18 protein-coding genes are annotated in these 16,476 nt (G+C 56.7%); 5 read left to right on the top strand and 13 right to left on the bottom strand.

Features of this window, described 5'->3' with window-relative positions; genetic code table 11:
• Positions 1 to 24: 24 nt before the first annotated feature.
• Together rlmN and CFT68_RS16395 are read right to left on the bottom strand one after the other, a co-directional pair.
• A complete protein-coding gene (gene rlmN, locus CFT68_RS16390) occupies positions 25 to 1,092 on the bottom strand; it encodes a 23S rRNA (adenine(2503)-C(2))-methyltransferase RlmN (RefSeq protein WP_088844603.1) in 1,068 nt (355 codons plus the stop codon).
• 251 nt (positions 1,093 to 1,343) lie between these two features.
• Positions 1,344 to 1,772 carry a thioesterase family protein gene (locus CFT68_RS16395; RefSeq protein WP_088844604.1) on the bottom strand — a complete coding sequence of 143 codons (429 nt, stop codon included), beginning with the start codon at positions 1,770 to 1,772 and terminating at the stop codon, positions 1,344 to 1,346.
• 136 nt (positions 1,773 to 1,908) lie between these two features.
• Here CFT68_RS16395 and mnmD point away from each other — a divergent pair, with 136 nt between their 5' ends.
• The 4 genes from mnmD to CFT68_RS16415 are packed head-to-tail and all read left to right on the top strand — an operon-like array spanning position 1,909 to position 5,011.
• Positions 1,909 to 2,604, top strand: coding sequence for a tRNA (5-methylaminomethyl-2-thiouridine)(34)-methyltransferase MnmD (mnmD, locus tag CFT68_RS16400; protein ID WP_088844605.1), 696 nt, complete (start codon positions 1,909 to 1,911; stop codon positions 2,602 to 2,604).
• A gap of 15 nt (positions 2,605 to 2,619) precedes the next feature.
• Positions 2,620 to 3,168, top strand: a complete 549-nt coding sequence (locus CFT68_RS16405) for a hypothetical protein (protein ID WP_212590425.1) — start codon at positions 2,620 to 2,622, stop codon at positions 3,166 to 3,168.
• Positions 3,169 to 3,215: 47 nt separating this feature from the next.
• A complete protein-coding gene (locus tag CFT68_RS16410; RefSeq protein ID WP_088844606.1) occupies positions 3,216 to 4,436 on the top strand; it encodes a DUF2157 domain-containing protein in 1,221 nt (406 codons plus the stop codon).
• A complete protein-coding gene (locus CFT68_RS16415) occupies positions 4,433 to 5,011 on the top strand; it encodes a GDYXXLXY domain-containing protein (RefSeq protein ID WP_088844607.1) in 579 nt (192 codons plus the stop codon). The genes CFT68_RS16410 and CFT68_RS16415 overlap by 4 nt, the downstream gene beginning before the upstream one ends.
• A gap of 418 nt (positions 5,012 to 5,429) precedes the next feature.
• Here CFT68_RS16415 and CFT68_RS16420 read toward each other — a convergent pair whose 3' ends face one another.
• The 11 genes from CFT68_RS16420 to CFT68_RS22345 form a co-directional block, all read right to left on the bottom strand.
• Positions 5,430 to 6,008, bottom strand: coding sequence for a 5-formyltetrahydrofolate cyclo-ligase (locus CFT68_RS16420; protein WP_088844608.1), 579 nt, complete (start codon positions 6,006 to 6,008; stop codon positions 5,430 to 5,432).
• A gap of 84 nt (positions 6,009 to 6,092) precedes the next feature.
• A complete protein-coding gene (locus CFT68_RS16425) occupies positions 6,093 to 6,989 on the bottom strand; it encodes a carboxypeptidase-like regulatory domain-containing protein (RefSeq protein ID WP_088844609.1) in 897 nt (298 codons plus the stop codon).
• A gap of 108 nt (positions 6,990 to 7,097) precedes the next feature.
• The gene (gene bshC / locus CFT68_RS16430; RefSeq protein WP_088844610.1) at positions 7,098 to 8,690 is read right to left on the bottom strand and encodes a bacillithiol biosynthesis cysteine-adding enzyme BshC; all 1,593 of its coding nucleotides are present in this window, start codon (positions 8,688 to 8,690) and stop codon (positions 7,098 to 7,100) included.
• 331 nt (positions 8,691 to 9,021) lie between these two features.
• Positions 9,022 to 10,335, bottom strand: coding sequence for a 30S ribosomal protein S12 methylthiotransferase RimO (rimO, locus tag CFT68_RS16435; RefSeq protein ID WP_088845112.1), 1,314 nt, complete (start codon positions 10,333 to 10,335; stop codon positions 9,022 to 9,024).
• 220 nt (positions 10,336 to 10,555) lie between these two features.
• Positions 10,556 to 11,527 carry a signal recognition particle-docking protein FtsY gene (gene ftsY / locus CFT68_RS16440; RefSeq protein ID WP_088844611.1) on the bottom strand — a complete coding sequence of 324 codons (972 nt, stop codon included), beginning with the start codon at positions 11,525 to 11,527 and terminating at the stop codon, positions 10,556 to 10,558.
• 186 nt (positions 11,528 to 11,713) lie between these two features.
• A complete protein-coding gene (locus CFT68_RS16445; protein WP_088844612.1) occupies positions 11,714 to 11,875 on the bottom strand; it encodes a DUF4295 domain-containing protein in 162 nt (53 codons plus the stop codon).
• A gap of 7 nt (positions 11,876 to 11,882) precedes the next feature.
• On the bottom strand, positions 11,883 to 12,065 hold the full coding sequence (gene rpmG / locus CFT68_RS16450; RefSeq protein ID WP_044510387.1) for a 50S ribosomal protein L33: 183 nt from the start codon (positions 12,063 to 12,065) through the stop codon (positions 11,883 to 11,885).
• A 218-nt stretch (positions 12,066 to 12,283) separates the two neighbouring features.
• Positions 12,284 to 13,144: a DUF5602 domain-containing protein gene (locus CFT68_RS16455; RefSeq protein WP_141106597.1), complete on the bottom strand. Its 861-nt coding sequence runs from the start codon at positions 13,142 to 13,144 to the stop codon at positions 12,284 to 12,286.
• Between the two features lie 238 nt (positions 13,145 to 13,382).
• Positions 13,383 to 15,044: an aminopeptidase P family protein gene (locus CFT68_RS16460; RefSeq protein WP_088845113.1), complete on the bottom strand. Its 1,662-nt coding sequence runs from the start codon at positions 15,042 to 15,044 to the stop codon at positions 13,383 to 13,385.
• Positions 15,045 to 15,280: 236 nt separating this feature from the next.
• Complete coding sequence (gene rpmB / locus CFT68_RS16465; protein WP_044015540.1) at positions 15,281 to 15,520, bottom strand: 50S ribosomal protein L28; 240 nt, start codon at positions 15,518 to 15,520, stop codon at positions 15,281 to 15,283.
• Between the two features lie 105 nt (positions 15,521 to 15,625).
• Positions 15,626 to 15,901: a DUF5522 domain-containing protein gene (locus CFT68_RS22345; protein WP_088844614.1), complete on the bottom strand. Its 276-nt coding sequence runs from the start codon at positions 15,899 to 15,901 to the stop codon at positions 15,626 to 15,628.
• A gap of 49 nt (positions 15,902 to 15,950) precedes the next feature.
• Between CFT68_RS22345 and CFT68_RS16475 the strand changes: the two genes are divergently transcribed.
• Positions 15,951 to 16,427 carry a hypothetical protein gene (locus tag CFT68_RS16475; RefSeq protein ID WP_088844615.1) on the top strand — a complete coding sequence of 159 codons (477 nt, stop codon included), beginning with the start codon at positions 15,951 to 15,953 and terminating at the stop codon, positions 16,425 to 16,427.
• The last annotated feature ends 49 nt before the right edge of the window (positions 16,428 to 16,476 follow it).

The raw sequence follows: 16,476 nt of genomic DNA on the forward strand, positions 1-16,476 counted from the left end.
GCCTACTAGTTATCACACACGGCCCTAGGCCACTTCGGCCTTCTCCTTAACGGCCAGCTGGCCGCAGGCAGCATCAATATCCTTACCGCGTGAGCGGCGGATGTTGGTTTGCACGCCGCGGTCGGCGAGGTACTTATGGAAGGCCGTTAGCTTATCGTCGGCGGTGTTGACGTAGGAGGCGTTTTCGATGGGGTTGTACTCGATGAGGTTCACCTTGCAGGGAATCCACTTCGAAATCTGGTACAACTCCTCGGCATCCTGCAGCGTGTCGTTAAAGCTCTCGAACACGATGTACTCGTAGGTCACCTTGCGGCCGTTGGCCTGGTGGTAGTATTTTAGGGCTTCCTTCAGCGAGGCCAGGGAGTTGGCTTCGTTGATGGGCATAATTTCGTTGCGCTTGGCATCATTCGGGGCGTGCAGCGAAAGGGCCAGATTGGCCTTCACGTCGTCGTCGGCCAGCTTCTTGATCATCTTGGCGATGCCGGCGGTGCTGATGGTGATGCGGCGTGGCGCCATGTTCAAACCATCGGGGGCCGTGATGCGGCGCACGCTTTCCACTACGTTAGCGTAGTTCAGCAGCGGCTCGCCCATGCCCATGTACACGATATTGGTAAGCGGCGTGCCATACTGGGCCTCGCACTGCTCCCGGATACGCACTACCTGGTCGTAGATTTCGGCGGCATCGAGGTTACGCTTGCGGTCCATGTAACCGGTGGCGCAGAACTTACACGTGAGCGAGCAGCCCACCTGCGAGCTGATACAGGCCGTCATGCGGGTATCGTGCGGAATAAGCACGCCTTCCACAATGTTACCATCGTAGAGCCGGAACGCCGACTTGATGGTGCCATCGTTGGAGAGCTGCTGGTTCTGCACCTTCACCCCGTTGATGGTGAAATACTGATCGAGTAACTGCCGCGTAGCCAGGGAGATATTGTTCATCTCCTCAAACGACGAGGCCGTGTTTTTCCACAGCCACTCGCTCACCTGCTTAGCCCGGAAAGGCTTTTCGCCGTGCTCTACCATAAAGGTTTTAAGCTCGTCGGGGGTGAGTTTGCGGATATCGCGCTTGGTGAGTACGGGCAAGTCAATCATAGCGGCAAAGATACAACACCAGAGGCAGTTGGGTTCCCGAAAATTTGGCATTGTGCCTATAGTCAGGAATTGGGGCTAGTGATTCGCTCGTAACGTACTACGTCTAATAGCCCGTCATGCTGAGCTTGCCGAAGCATCTCTACCTCTGGCTAACTACTGGCCTAGCACGAAAGCAACGAAGCGGTAGAGATGCTTCGACAAGCTCAGCATGACGGGTCATTATAACCTTTTGACCAAAACGGCCTAGGCCACTACTCTCCGCGCAACCGGCGCACAGCTTCTTCATCCAGGGCCAGCAGCTTGCGGGTGTTGTAGTTGAAGCCGAGCATGCCGGTTTTGGCGCGGGCTATTTCGCGGCCGTCCTGGTTTTTCACCCAGTACACAATATCGAAGCCGAAGGTGTGCAGATCAGTAGCCGCCATCTGGATGTGCAGCACGTCGCCGTGGAAGCCTTCGCCTTTGTACTCAATGGCTACATCGGCCATGATGTGGCCTAGGCCCGTGGCACGGTCTACTTCCTGGCGGCCAACGTGTTGCAGGAACTGCACCCGTGCTTCGTGCAGCAGGCTGAGCAGGGCATCGTTGCCCAGGTGCGCGCCGTAATTGAGGTCCGTAATCCGGATGGGCAATTGCGTGGTAAAAAGGAAAGTTTCCGGTAGATTTACCTTAATGCGGGCCATGTAGGTGTGAAGTTGATAACGGAAGGTAAGAGGACTACGTACCGCCGACAAAGTTGCCGCTGAATTTCCTTTTTTTCCGCTCTGCGTTTCGTTCGTTCTGCCCCTCCCGTCCTCCCCATTCCATTCCACAGCCCGCATGTCTACACCCCTACTCGAAGTACGCACCACCGCCGATGGCTCCAGCACGCTCTACGTGCCCGCCCTCGATGAACACTACCATTCCACCCACGGCGCCCTCCAGGAGGCCCGCCACGTGTACCTCGCCGCTGGCTTGGAGCCCGCCCTGGCAGAATCAGCGGAAGCTACGGTGCCGGTTTGGGTGCTGGAAGTAGGCTTTGGCACCGGCCTGAATGCGCTGCTCACGCTGGAGCGCACTTTGCACGCGCCGCAGGTTATCTTCTACGATACCATCGAGAAGTTTCCCCTGCCCGCTAACGTCATCGGGCAGCTCAGCACCGAAACTTACCTCACCAACGAAGACCTCCTCGATTATCATCAGCAGCTGCATGCCTCCAGCTGGAACCGCCCCGTAGTGCTCACCCCGCAGTTTGTGCTACTCAAGATGGCGGGCGCCCTGCAGGATACGCCTCTATCCGAAAACACCTACCAGGTTATCTACTTCGATGCCTTCGCGCCCGAAAAGCAGCCCGACATGTGGACCGATGAGATTTTTGCGCAGCTCTACGCCGCTACCGCTCCCGGCGGCGTGCTGGTGAGCTACTGCGCCAAAGGCAGCTTCCGCCGGAGCCTAAAAGCCGCCGGCTGGCTGGTAGAGAAAATTCCCGGCCCTCCCGGCAAGCGCGAAATGACCCGGGCCCGGAAGGCGGCGTAACCATTCATATTCATAATGAAGCTTAATCGTCGCCTCAACCAGCTTACCGAAGCCGACTACCGGAACCTGCTGGTTAACTACCGGCGCTATACCGACTTTAACTCGCTAGGACTGTTCCGCAGTCTACTAGAAAACGAGAAGTTGACGTTGGAGCAGCGACTGCATTTGCGGGACGCCGCTATTGAGGCTTTTCCAAAGTTTTACGAGTTTTTACAGCTGAAAGATCCTTTCACCTACTTGCGCCTCAACACGCTGGGCCAGGAGCTAACGGTGGCTGACGAACGGGCTGCGTGGGATGAAATTATCCGGGCACAACAGCGCATATTGACTGAGAAACGCATCCAGCACCGCAATTTTGGCACGTACGCTAAGCACAACTGCCCCTACGATACCTGTCCCTTTTACGGTCTGATGGTTCGACCAGGAGCACGCCTTGCTGAACACGTAATGCACTTTGACTCCGACAAGCGGATCTCCCACGGTGGACATATTAACCACAGAGCCGAGCAGCGCCGCCGGGAGCGGAAAGCCTGGGCCAACAAGCGAATCCATCTGGAAGAATGATAATGCGCCTGCTAACTTTCCTGCATCCTGTGTAAGTTCGGGCTATTATGAGTCGAAAATTCCTGGAAACCGACGGTCCTCAGTGGGTGCAGCAAGGCATTATCACGGAAGAGCAGCGGGAAAAACTACTGGCCCTCTACCCCACCGATGCCACAGCCATAGGCCTATTGCCCCTGCTGGGCAGCTTTTTGGTAGGCCTGAGTGCGCTGAGTCTGGTGGCCGCCAACTGGCAGGGCCTGCCGGAATGGGTACGTCTGGCGGTACTGCTGGGGGCACTGGGGGCCGCTTATGCAGCCGGTGAGCATTTCCGCCGCCGAGGCAACACCAACTTGGGCATGGGTCTGATTGCGCTGGGCCTGATTCTGTTCGGGGCCAGCATTGTGCTCACCAGCCAGCTCTATCAACTTATTGGGTATGACCTGACTGGCCTACTGGCCTGGGCCGTGGCTGGCATGGGCCTCACGTGGCTCTATCGTAGCCGCCTGCTGTTTATCATGACGGTCGTGATTGGGGGCATCGTGCAGGGCTACAACACCGGCCAGCTGGGCGCCTTCAGCTACCTCACGGCCGCTTTCACGGCGCTGGGCCTGGGCTACTTCTGGTGGCGCCGCCCCGATTCCCTGGCGGGCGGCGTGCTGGCTACCGGGCTGCTCTGGCAGGCGGCCTTGCTGATTAATCATCTGCACATCAAAATCACGTGGTTCTTTGTGCCCGCCATGCTCATTTACGCCTTCGGCGACTGGCAGCCCGACCGTCCGGCGGGCCGGGCCATGCAGGGGCCGCCGCTGGTAGCCGCTTTCCTGTTTACGCTGGGTCTGGCCTTGTTCGGCGAGTCGGATATGTACACAGGCGAGCTACGGCCGCCGCTACTGGCCTACCTGGGGGCTATGGGCGCGGTGCTGGCGCTGTCGTTGGTGGGCAAGCAGCGGCGCGGCCGCCTCAGCAGTGCCACCGATTGGCTGCTGCTCTTACCCGGTTTTTACTTTACGGGTGGCCTACCACTGGCCGTGGCTACGCTGGTAGTATTGTACGCTTACTCGGGCTCGGTGCTCTTCCGGGCACACCAGGAGCAAAACCCCGACCGCGTAACGCTGGGCACCGTGCTGTTCATCATCACCACGGCAGTGGCCTACTTCAAGCTCACATGGGGCTTCATGGATAAGTCGCTGTTTTTCCTGCTGGGCGGCGTACTGTTGTTGAGCTTGAGCTGGTACCTGCGCCGTCGGGCCAACCACACGTTTGCCGATAAATCAACTGCCAAGTCATGAGCGAGCCGACCACATCCGCTCCGACTGCGCCCGGCGCCCGCCCCCTAGGCCAGGTAGCCAATCTGCCGCTGCCGCAACTGCGGCGGTGGCTGAAGTGGCTGGTGGCAGCGCAAGTGCTCTTCGTACTGGGCGTGGCAGTAGCCGGCTACGCCACAGAAGCGTTGGGCCGCACCATCTCGCTCCGCACCACCCCCGTAGATCCGCGCGACCTGCTCTACGGCGACTATGTCCGGCTGAACTATGCCATCAGCCAGCTCCCGGGCCATCTGTGGAAAGGCAAGGAGCTTCCGCGCCGGCAGCAGGCGGCCTACGTGCTCCTGGAGCCACGCAATGGCACCTTTGAGGCCGTAGGCGTGTACCCCGAAAAGCCCGAAACCAAACCTGACCAGGCAGTGCTGCGGGGCTCAGTGCAGGATGTATGGCGGCGCGGTATGCGCCTGCGCTACGGCCTGGAGCGCTACTATGTGCCCGAAAATATGGGCCGCCAATTAGAGCAACGCCAGTCGTTGCGGGTGCAAGTGAGCATTGCGCCCTGGGGCCAGGCGCGCATCACCAAAGTAGAAGTAGCCCCCTAAACTGCTGCCGTTTCCCTAGTGGGTTATCTGCCGGCTTGCTAGGCCTATGGGGTGTTTTTCTCAAAGCGGTTGCTACACGGTTTTATCCACTATATATTGCTACTTTAATTTCCGCCTCTATTAGTCTGCGGCGGCTCTATCTCTATTCTTAATTTATCCCTCTTATGAAAAGTGGATTGTGCAAACTAGCTCAGGTTTTAGCCGCGCAGCGCACCAATTCTCCCGCATCTTCCGATAAAGACACGCCTCCCAAAAGCCGCCGACGCAACCGGGCCGAAAGCTCGGCCTTTTCTACCCAGTCCTAAGGACCAGTTAGCGTTGCAACGTCAGTACGAGAGAGTTTTAGACAAGTGGACGCCAGATCAAGCAGAACGTTGCTCTTTTACTGTCTGTCCATGCACGCTTATAGTGTACAACGCTAGGCGTCAAACCGCCACACTTGCTCCGGCGTGATGCAGGCGTGCAGGCGTACATCACCAGCCCAGGCGTCCGCTATGCGCGGCACGGGGGGCTCCAGGCACAGGCCGATGCGCAATGTATCGGGCCGGCACTGGCCTAGAAACTGGTCGTAGAAGCCTTTGCCGTAGCCTACGCGGTGGCCGGTTTCATCGAAAGCCAGCAGCGGCACTAGCACCGCATCTAATTGCGCTGGCTGCACTTCGGTGGCACCTACTGGCTCCGGAATGCCCCAGCGGTTATTCAGTAACTGCGTTTCGGGCGTGAGGTGATAGTGGCGCAAAGTTCGGCCATCGGCCTGCACTACGGGTACAGCCAGCTTTACCGCCTGCTGGTGGGCCCACAGGTGCCGAATGAGCAGCCAAGTATCCGGCTCATGCTGCTGTGGAATCGGCAGAAATACATGCAGCCACCGCCACTGCGCTAACAAAAACTCCTGCACCAGCTGTTGCCACAACAGAGCGCTACGGCGCGCTACCTCTGCCTCAGGCAGGGCGCGACGGCGGGCCAGGGCTTCGCGACGGAGGTCAGCTTTAATCACGTATTGATTTGTATTTCAGACAATGACACTCGCCTCTTACAGACAAGTTGAGCCTGTGAGAAGCGGATTTAGCTACAATAGCGGTCAATCCAAAGCCGTTACGAAGAAGCCCAGCTTGGGCTGCATGCCCGCCAGACGTGCTCCTAACGATACGTTTCCCCAATCGTCCTGACTGGTTTTACGGAAATATATGGAGCCGTTGCCGTAGCCGAGGGCGCTAGAGAAAGCCAGGTTTTTGCTCACTTGCTGCACATCACCTCCATCAATCCATTCCAACGTCAGCAGAAAGTCCTCGTCTACCACCAATTGGTCGGCGGCCAGGTCCACAGTCAGCGGAGAATTACCTGTTGCCCGGCTGGCGGTTGTTATGACTAGGTTACGGGTGAGCAGCTTCTCCTCCGACGGCTTTCCATTGGCCAGCATCTTGTACAGATTTACCCGAAAGCGCAGGGTATCTGGCTGACTATAGAGCACGTTAAAGCTAGCCGTCAGAATCTTAGTCGGCTTGTGCTTCAGAGAGATGACCATGCCCATTTCGGCCCCCAGATGATCGGCTTTGAGCTTGGAAATTACCACCTCGGAGTTGCTGGTGCAGCCCAAGGTACGGTTGCGCTTGTACAGCCCCGGAGCCAGCACCCGCACGGCACCCAGGCCCACGGCGGCCCGAGTAAGCCGCACGCCTGGCCGAGCAACCAGGTCCCGTAGCAGCACCTGTTGCGGCTCATAACCGATACTCGAAATGCGCACCGTATCGGTTAGGTGGGCAGCGGTGTAAGCAAGCTGGTAAGCACCATGTTCATCGGCCACGGTACCTACGCTTTTACCAGGAATACCGACGTTAGCGTAGGGTATCGGCTCTGCGGCTGAAGCGGCCGTAATGGTGCCAGTCAGGGTTTGACCGTGGGCGGCACCAGTCAGCAGCAGACCCAGCCCCGTAAAAAGCAGCAGAAAATAGCGGAGCGAAACAAGAGTAGAGAACATCGACAACTGTAAGAATAAGGAAGAGATACCCTTACCTGATGCACATTGGACGTCTACAGTTGCCAAGCCGACACAAAAATGGTATTTCCTTTGCGCCCACTAAACCCGCTACTCCTCTTCCAGCACCGTGAATTCCAGAGCCAGCGGGTCAAAGGCTTCCAGCAGCTGGTCGATGAACTGCGGGTTGTTGATAAGGATGCTCAGCACATTATCCTCGCGCTCCTGCAACGAGCCGCCGGGGAAAAGCTTCTCCTTGAGGGCCGTAAGCTGACTGTAGGCCACTTCGTGCTTGGCTTCGGCGGCTTTGCTCAGTCGTTTTTCCAGGCCTGCGAGGCTGCCAGCCACTTTCTGCTGCTCAGCGGCCACGGTTTTTACCAGAGTCGGGTCGAGGCGCTGGGCCAAGTCTGATACTTCCTTGAACACGGCCGCCAGCGCCTGCTGCTGCTCCGCGAGGCTTACTTCCTCCTGGCCTAGCGAGGCACCTACCTGCTTCTTCAGGTCCGGCAGCGGACGGAAAATATCGGTGGCGGTGAGGCCCAGCTTGCGCAGCTTGCCGGCATTGGCCTTCCCAATGTACAGCCCGGAATTGCGCAACAGCAGAATGGGGAAAGGCACTTGGTTATCAGTGAAAATCTGCTTCAGCTGGAACCAGTAGGCCACCTCGGCGGCGCCGCCAATGTAGCACAGGTTGGGCAACAGGAGCTCCTGGTATAGTGGCCGCAGCACCACATTAGGGCTGAATTGCTCCGGATGCTGGCGGGCCAGCTCCAGCAGCTCTTCCTGGCTATGACATCGGTTGGTATTGCGCACCGTGATTTGCACGCAGTCCTGGGCCGCATCGTATTCCAGTCGCTCCCGCTTGCCGCCATCAGTAAGGAAAAATAGATTCAGGGGGCGCGAGTACACCTGGGGCTTGTAGCCCGCCGCCTCAAGCTGCTGGTTAGTAGCCTGTACCGCTTTATTGGAGGCCTGCTGCTGAATTTCCTTTTCCAGCACGGGCACCAACGCCTGCTTTAGTGAGGCTGAGTCGCCATCTAATGCTACTAACCCATACTGGCCAAATAAGGCATGCGTGAGCTTGCGCATGGCCTCGGCCAGCGTAGCCGAGCTGGTGTAGGCCTCCCGGAAGGCGGCCGGAATATCGGCGGGCAATTGTTGGAGCAGTTCTTCCTCCAGCCCATCGAGCGGCAGCCGACCTACGGGGCCGCCGGTGTTGGCAGCATTCCACTCATACTTCTTCCCGAATAGGTTTAGGTGGTTGATTTCGGCGAAATCGTGGTCTTCCGTTGCCATCCAGTACACCGGCACAAAATCGTGCTGCGGGTACTTCTCCTTGAGCTGACGGCACAGCTTGAGCGCCGTCACAATCTTATAGATAAAGTACAGCGGGCCGGTCAGCAGGTTAAGCTGGTGGCCGGTGGTGATGGTGAAGGTAGTGTCCTTCTCCAGCAGCGCCAGGTTGGCCTGCACCGCCGGGTTCAGTTCGGGCAAAGCAGCATACTGCTCCCGTAGGCCTGCCACCAGACGCTGGCGGGCTTTGGGCGTGTAGGAGGCTTGTTTTTCTTCTATCTGGGCCGCAAATTCCTTCAGAGCAGGAAAGCGGTGGTAGTACTGACTGAGTTCCGGGCGCCGGCTGAGGTAGTCGGTGAGGAGAGACGAGAAAGAGCCGGTGTCGGCGTAGCGGAGGGTCGTAACGGACATGGATTGGAGAGTAATTCGGCTATAACCGGCCAGACGCCACAAAGTAACTGGGTATTTGTCGGAACCAGCATCGGCCGGCTGGTAGGCCACTTACGTTTCCCACCTGAATATCGACGCGCATCGTGCAAAAGCCGTTTTTGACGGCTAGGCCACTCCTGTTGAGCACCGTAAATTTTATGCACCTATTTGTCATTGTTCGGGCAGCGCGGGGAATCTACCAACTGGCCTAGAGGCTAACCCAGATTCCTCCCCGCGGTCGGAATGACAACGAAAAAACCCTGCTTCAGCCAATCAGCCAAAGCAGGGTTTCTATCCGAGTGGCCTAGGCCAGTTAAATTAGTTTGCCATACAAATCGAAGTCCGAGGCTTCCGTGATTTGTACTTGGGCAAAGTCGCCGAGGCGCACATACGTGTCTTTGGTAGCGGGCACCAGCACCTCGTTATCTACTTCCGGCGAATCGAACTCGGTGCGGCCCACGAAGTAGCCGCTTTCCTTGCGGTCGAAGAGCACTTTGTAGGTCTGGCCTACTTTCTCTTCGTTCAGCTCCATCGAGATGCCCTGCTGCAGCTCCATAATCTGGTCGGCGCGGTCCTGCTTTACTTCGGCGGGCACATCGTCGGGCAGCGAGTAGGAGTGCGTATTGTCCTCGTGCGAGTAGGTGAAGATGCCGAGACGGTCGAAGCGGGTTTCCTCCACAAAGTTGTAGAGGTCTTCAAAATCCTGCTGCGTCTCGCCGGGGTGACCGGCAATCAGCGTGGTGCGCAAGGCAATATTGGGCACGCGCTGGCGGATGGTATCTACCAGCTCCACCGTACGGCGCTTGCTGATACCGCGGCGCATGGTTTTCAACATGTTATCCGAAATATGCTGCAGGGGCATATCTAGGTACTTGCAGATGTTATCGCGCTCATTCATCACGTCCAGCGCATCCAGCGGGAACTGCGAGGGGTAGGCATACTGCATCCGGATCCAGTCGATTCCGTTCACATCCGAGAGGTGGCGCAACAAATCCGCCAGTTTCCGCTCGCCGTAGTGCTGCAGGCCATAGTAGGTCAAGTCCTGGGCAATTAGAATCAGCTCCTTCGTGCCCATCGAGGCCAAGCGGTTGGCTTCTTTCACCAGATCTTCAATGGGGCGGTCCATGTGCTTGCCGCGCATCAGCGGGATGGCACAAAACGAGCACGGACGGTTGCAGCCTTCTGCAATTTTGAAGTAGGCGTAGTGCTTGGGCGTCGTCAGCAGCCGCTCGCCCACCAGCTCGTGCATGTAGTCGGCCTCCAGCGTTTTCATCAGCTGCGGCAGCTCCAGCGTCCCGAAATAGGCATCTACCTGCGGAATTTCGGCCTCCAGGTCGTCCTTATAGCGCTGTGACAGGCAACCAGTTACATAGAGCTTGTCCAGTTTGCCGGCTTCCTTCTCATCGGCGTAGCGCAGAATGGTGTCGATGCTTTCCTGCTTGGCGTTATCTATAAAGCCGCAGGTATTGATGATGACAATATTGGCGTCGCTCTGCTCGGCTTCGTGCGTCACCTCAAACTGGTTAGCGCGCAGCTGGCCCATGAGTACTTCGGAGTCCACGATGTTCTTGGAGCAGCCTAGAGTGATGACGTTGACTTTATTGGCCTGCTGGCTTCTTACTTTCATGCTGGATTGGGTAGGCAGGCGGCCGGGCAATCCTTTCTATGTGAGAAGGTTGCCCGCTACGGCCCGCGGCGAAAATCGGACCGCAAAGGTACGAACTCGGCAACGCCTTTTCCTACTGGGAACGTTCCTTTGTGCGAAAGGCTATAGCGCTAGAAACAGTTATTCCGAGCGAAGCGAGGCATCTCGCTCCGCTCGGAATGACGAGCTTATTGGCCTAGGCCTATTTCTTAAACAGCGAGTTCACGTAAGTGTGGCGGTCAAACAGCTGCAGGTCTGTCATCTTCTCGCCCACCCCGATGTAGCGCACCGGAATGTTGAACTGGTCACTGATGCCGATAACCACGCCACCACGGGCCGTGCCGTCGAGCTTGGTGATGGCCAGCGCAGATACTTCGGTGGCTTTGGTGAATTCTTTGGCTTGCAGGAAGGCGTTCTGGCCCGTGCTGCCATCGAGCACTAGCAGCACTTCGTGCGGCGCATCCGGAATCACCTTCTGCATCACGCGCTTGATCTTGCTGAGCTCGTTCATCAGGTTCACCTTGTTATGCAGGCGGCCGGCCGTATCAATAATCACCACATCGGCGCCCATCTCCACACCTTTCTGCACGGCATCGTAGGCCACTGAGGCGGGGTCGGTATTCATGCCGTGCGAAATCACAGGTACACCTACCCGGTCGCCCCATACAATCAGCTGATCGACTGCAGCGGCCCGGAAGGTATCGGCGGCACCGAGTACTACTTTTTTACCAGCTGAGTGAAAACGGTGCGCCAGCTTACCAATAGTGGTGGTTTTGCCTACCCCATTCACGCCCACCACCATAATCACGAAGGGCTGGCCAGAAGTATCGGGGCGGTCCAGCAGGGCGGTGGAGCCGGAGTTGTTATCTGAGAGCAACGCCACAATCTCTTCGCGCAGAATGCGGTCAAGCTCCGAGGTGCTTACGTACTTGTCGCGCGCCACCCGCTTCTCAATGCGGTCAATGACCTTCACGGTGGTATCAATGCCTACATCGGCGTGCACCAGCAACGTTTCCAAGTCATCCAGCACGGCCTCATCGACCACGTTCTTGCCGACTACTGCCTTACTAAGCTGATCAAAGAAGCTGGCTTTGGTCTTTTCCAGACCTTTATCCAGCGACTCCTGCTGCTCCTTGCTTTCCTTATCCTTCTTGAAAAAATCGAAAAGTCCCATTCGGTCAGGATGTAGCGTGAAGCTCCAGCTTCACGCGTCGTGGCTGAGCATGAGCAATGTGGCCTGTGTAGGCCAGTTGCTGGCTGCTCAATGAGGCTCGAAGCTGGAGCTTCGCGCTACAACGCAAAAAAGTCCCACAAAGGCGGGACTTCTTCACTTACGTTGGAATGCCGCGGGGGCGTCCAATTACTTAACGCCGGTGGCGATATAGTCCTGTACTTTATCAACAGGCACCATTTCCTCTTTGAAGGTATAGGCACCAGTCTTGTCCGATTTCACGGCACGAATAACCTTAGCCCAGTCCTTACCGCCAGCGGTTTTCAGGGTTGCTACTACTTTCTTAGCCATTGCTCAATTACTTGATTTCCTTGTGAACGGTCATCTTCTTGAGCACGGAGTTGAACTTTTTCAGCTCAATGCGCTCAGGGGTGTTCTTGCGGTTCTTCGTGGTGATGTAGCGCGAGGTGCCCGGCTGGCCCGAGTTTTTGTGCTCGGTGCACTCCAGGATTACCTGCACCCGGTTTCCTTTTTTAGCCATCTCGACTGGGGTTTTAGGATTAAGGACTGCAAAGGTACAAACCTTTGGGGAATTGACAAACAGTCAGCAACATTCCTCCTAAAACAACGCTATTTTTCGTACTCAGAGCCTAAAAAAGTGGCCTAGCCGGCTGCTGTAATATGCAGAAGGCCCTTTGTTGTCCCCAAAGATAGTACTCTGGGACGAACAAAGGACCTCTGTATCTTTTGTTTGCACCACTAGCGCAGCACCATATCATAGAGCACCACTACGTACTCATGGTTTTTATGATCCTGGCGATACGTGTAGCGAGTCGGGTAATACAAGCCCGTGCGGGAAACGGCAGCGGGCTGCGGGATTCTGTAATTATCGTGCTGGGTTCTTTCTAGGAAGGCCTTGGTAAACATGGGCTCCAGGAATGTTACGTTCCCATTGAAGGTGCCATAAATAAACGTTTGGGTAAAGGTCTGGCCCTGAAATTCAGGAGCCGTGGGGTCAAGCCAATGCTTGCCCATACCGGGTACCGTACCGGGGCCGGGTACATAACCGGTGGGTATATACGCTGCATCCGGAAGCACCTCTCCTAGTGGGTCATTGGGCTTGATAACGGCGCGCTCCGCTGGACTGATCATGTAGAAGTGCAGGTCGAAGTGGGGCAGCGTATAGATAGTTACGGGCTCGTGGCCGTGAGGATTCCAGTCGAGAGATAAGTGATTGAAGGGAATGGGTAGCGACGCTGCCTGAGCAGGAAGTGCCATCTGATACCAGAGCAGCGTAGGCGGAAATACATCCTCGGTGGGTAGGCCAGTAAGCGCGGCCTCCGTGATACGCACCCCGATTTCCTGGGGCACCCCCTTCTTGTTTACCGTCACAAAACTGCGCGCGGTGCCGTTTCCAACGCTAACAGCCGGACCAGAATAGGTGGTAAAGTTGGCGTTGCCATTGGGCGAGCCATTGCCCGACGACATAGCATCATTGGTGGCGATACTGGACTGACTGGCCGGTTGCGGCAGGTCGTCAGTACGGCTACAGGCGGTAGATAGAACGGTTGCGCCGACACACATAAGCGCAAGTAAGCGGCTGAAGGAAGGGCTTTCCATAAGCTGGTGTGGTTTATTAATGGAAAAACAGGCTGAACGGCAAGTACTTGGCCTCTCTATCTATTTACTTCACTCGAGGCACCACTTAGGCACGAGTTTGGCGTGAGCCTCTGCTCAGAAGCCCTGATTAAGCCAATTATTTATCAAGTTAGTACAATATATAAAACTCCCTGAACTATAGCAAGGCTATAATTCAGGGAGTTAGGAAGCTGCATAAATATGCAGCTATACTGACGTACTATTTTAACTCTGGCAGCTTAAACCCGTCTAGGCCACTTGGCTTTTCCATCCAGGACTCTATCTCCGCTACTGTGCGTGGTGCTTCGCTGGATAGGTTCTCGTAGCCCTTGGGCGTTATCAGGACGTCGTCCTCAATACGCACTCCAATATTCCACCACTTTTTGTCGCAGAGGCTGCCTTCGGGAATGTAGATGCCCGGCTCTACGGTAATTACATTCCCGGCTTGCAGCGGTCCGTAGCTGCCGCGGTCATGCACATCTAGGCCTAGATAGTGACTGGTGCCGTGCGGAAAATACGTGCGCATTTCCTCGGCCGTCCTGATGATGCCCAGCTTCGTGAGGCCCTCGGCAATTACTTTCTGGGCAGCCATATGAGGCGCCTGAAATTCTTTGCCGGGCTTGCACTCCCTGAAAGCAGCCTCTTGGGCGGCCAGCACCAGTTCGTAAATCTGGCGTTGCGCGGGGCTGAACTTGCCGGAGGGCGGAATCGTGCGCGTTACATCGGCCGAGTAGCCGTGGTACTCGGCGCCGCAGTCCATCAGTAGTAAGTCGTTCTTTACCTGCGGCTTGTCATTCTCGATGTAGTGGAGTACGCAGGCATTGTTGCCGGCCCCCACAATACTGGGGTAGCCTTCAAACTCGGCACCGTATTTCCGATACACGTATTCGTGCAGCCCCTGAAGCTCCCGTTCGCCTACTTCCGGCCGCGTGGCCTTCATAACCTCCTGCTGGCCTACGGCACTAATCCGGACGGCCCGACGAAGCAGGGCTATTTCCTCCGGCGTTTTCAGGGCACGCAACTGGTCGAGGATTTCATCCAGCGAGCTGCCATCATAGCGGCTGGTAGGTTTGTTGACTATGGCTTTCTGTCGCTCAGCCGTTGTTTTAGCCGCCAGATACCCTTGCACATACGCATCTTGGCCGAGTGCAGGCTGGCCCTGAGTCATATCCTGCAGATACACCTTTAGCCGGTCAGCCGCCTTCAGGCCGTATTGCTGGATGAGCTTATAGGCCTGCTCGGTGCCAGGATCGAAGCTGGGCGGCACGGCGGCCTGCTGCCGGAAGGTGGCTACCAGGTCATGGAGGTCGGCGGGGTCTTTGGCATCGTTGCGCATATCAGCAGGCAACGCCAGAAAGTTGACCTGCTGGAAGCTGCTCCACGGAATACCTGCTGTAGCAAAGTCCTTGTTGTCGGCCACGTACTGCACCTTCAGTTGCTGCCGGGTGCCTTCCGTGCCTAAGCGGCGACCAGTCCACTGCTCCGCTTTCGGGTCGCGGGGCTGCACAAAGAGGGCTTCCGTGATGCCCGATTGGCCCTTAATGGTTTGTGGCTCCTTGAACAGCAGCAACATAGCATCCGGCTCCTCATACCCGGTCAGGTAATAAAAATCGGGATGCTGATGATACACAAAGTCCACATCGTTGGCGCGGTTCCGGATGGGAGCCGCAAACAACACGGCTACTGAACCAGGCGGCAGCGCCTGGCGCACCAACTCACGGCGTTGCTTATGAAACGCGGGGTCCAGGAAATCGGTGGGACGGTCGGGGCCAGCGGCGCGCTGGGCCAGCGCAGTGGTAGGTGAGGTGAGGGCCAGTAGGCCAGTCAGCAGGAACGCGGGGAGTGCGGGCCAGGCCGCACGAGCAAGTATAGAGTAAGGCATAGCAACCGCAAAGACCAGCATCAACTCCGAGCGTTGCGCTGGGAGCAAGCCCATGGCTTCTGGGGTCTGAGGCGTTGCAACTTCCGCAAAAAATGGCAGGAAGCAAGCGCTAGGTGGCCTAGCAAAAAAGCAGCGCCACCCTTCCGCTTTGGGCACCAGCCAAATCTTTTCGAAAAAAGACCCGATGATGCACCAAGCGGAAGCGTGGCGCTGCTTTTTCTAGCCTTTTGCTTAGACTAGTAAACGATGAAGCCTTGCTCCTTGGCCTTCTTCAGGACCGACATGATGCCGTTCTTGTTGATAGTCCGGATGGTGCTGGTAGCTACTTTCAGCGTTACCCAAGCATCCTCTTCAGGGATGTAGAAGCGCTTTTTCTGCAAGTTCGGGTAGAACTTACGCTTGGTTTTGTTGTTGGCGTGCGAAACGTTGTTGCCTACGCGGGTACGCTTGCCGGTCAGATCACAAACTCGGGCCATGATATAAGGAGCTTAGAGGTTTCAATGCTGGAAAAAGGGACGCAAATATCGGTATTTCTCGGATAGAAGCAAACCGGGAGGCTGAAAAATAGCGCGTTAGCCTACTTAGCGGCCCGTAGAGGGCTTCTTTTTTTCTTTCGCAGCCTGCCAAGGGCAATGCCGACAGCCATTTCCGCAGCAGGAGCCCCGCCGCAGATGGTACTGCTCCGTGAAAACCATGTAACCTTCGGGGGTAAAGTAAAAGTCGCCGGGTTGAAGTGGCTGAGGCGCGGAACTTGGCAAAGCAGAAGAAGCGAATGAGGCGGCAAGATACAACCCGTCTGGCAGATAGGTCGCCGGCAAAACTCTGGCGGCCTTTCTTTTGTATGCTAGTATCTCCATCTAGCAGGTCTGGCTTGTGCTAGGCCACTGCTTCTTCATACTGCTGCGTATGCGCTACTGCCTCTGCTTGTTGCTTGCTGCTTTTCTTGCCACGCCTGTGCTAGGCCAGCAACCAGTGCCAGCTTCCATAGCGGCATTGGTGGGGCAGTTGGAACAGAATGCCGATGAAAAGCTTCCGGAAGCGCCGCTCAAGGAAGCTCGCCGCACCTTTGCCCAAACCCGACAGCGCTATTCGCGTGGTTTACCGCCAGGCTCTCAATTGTACCTAACGGCCCAAATCCTCAACGAGGCGGCTGTGCCAGAGCCTGTGGTGGTGCGCGTGGCTTCCTGGGAAGCAGGCCGTGTGGTAGGCCATATTGTGCGCCTGCACTCAGATGGCACCTCGGTTGCCGCTGCCCCTGCAGAGTTTGAAGAGGCTGCGGTACTGGACTGGGCATTGCTGCGGCCCAATGGCTCGGAGGAGGGCAATCATTTAGGTAAATTTCTGGAGCTCGAAGAGCGCCTGGCCGCCCTATCTGACCACTAAATGCCAGCCAAGTGGCCTAGCGGCTGAGGCTTTTTAGTAGCTTGCGGAG

The organism is Hymenobacter gelipurpurascens (assembly GCF_900187375.1).
GTDB classification, from domain to species: Bacteria; Bacteroidota; Bacteroidia; order Cytophagales; family Hymenobacteraceae; genus Hymenobacter; species Hymenobacter gelipurpurascens.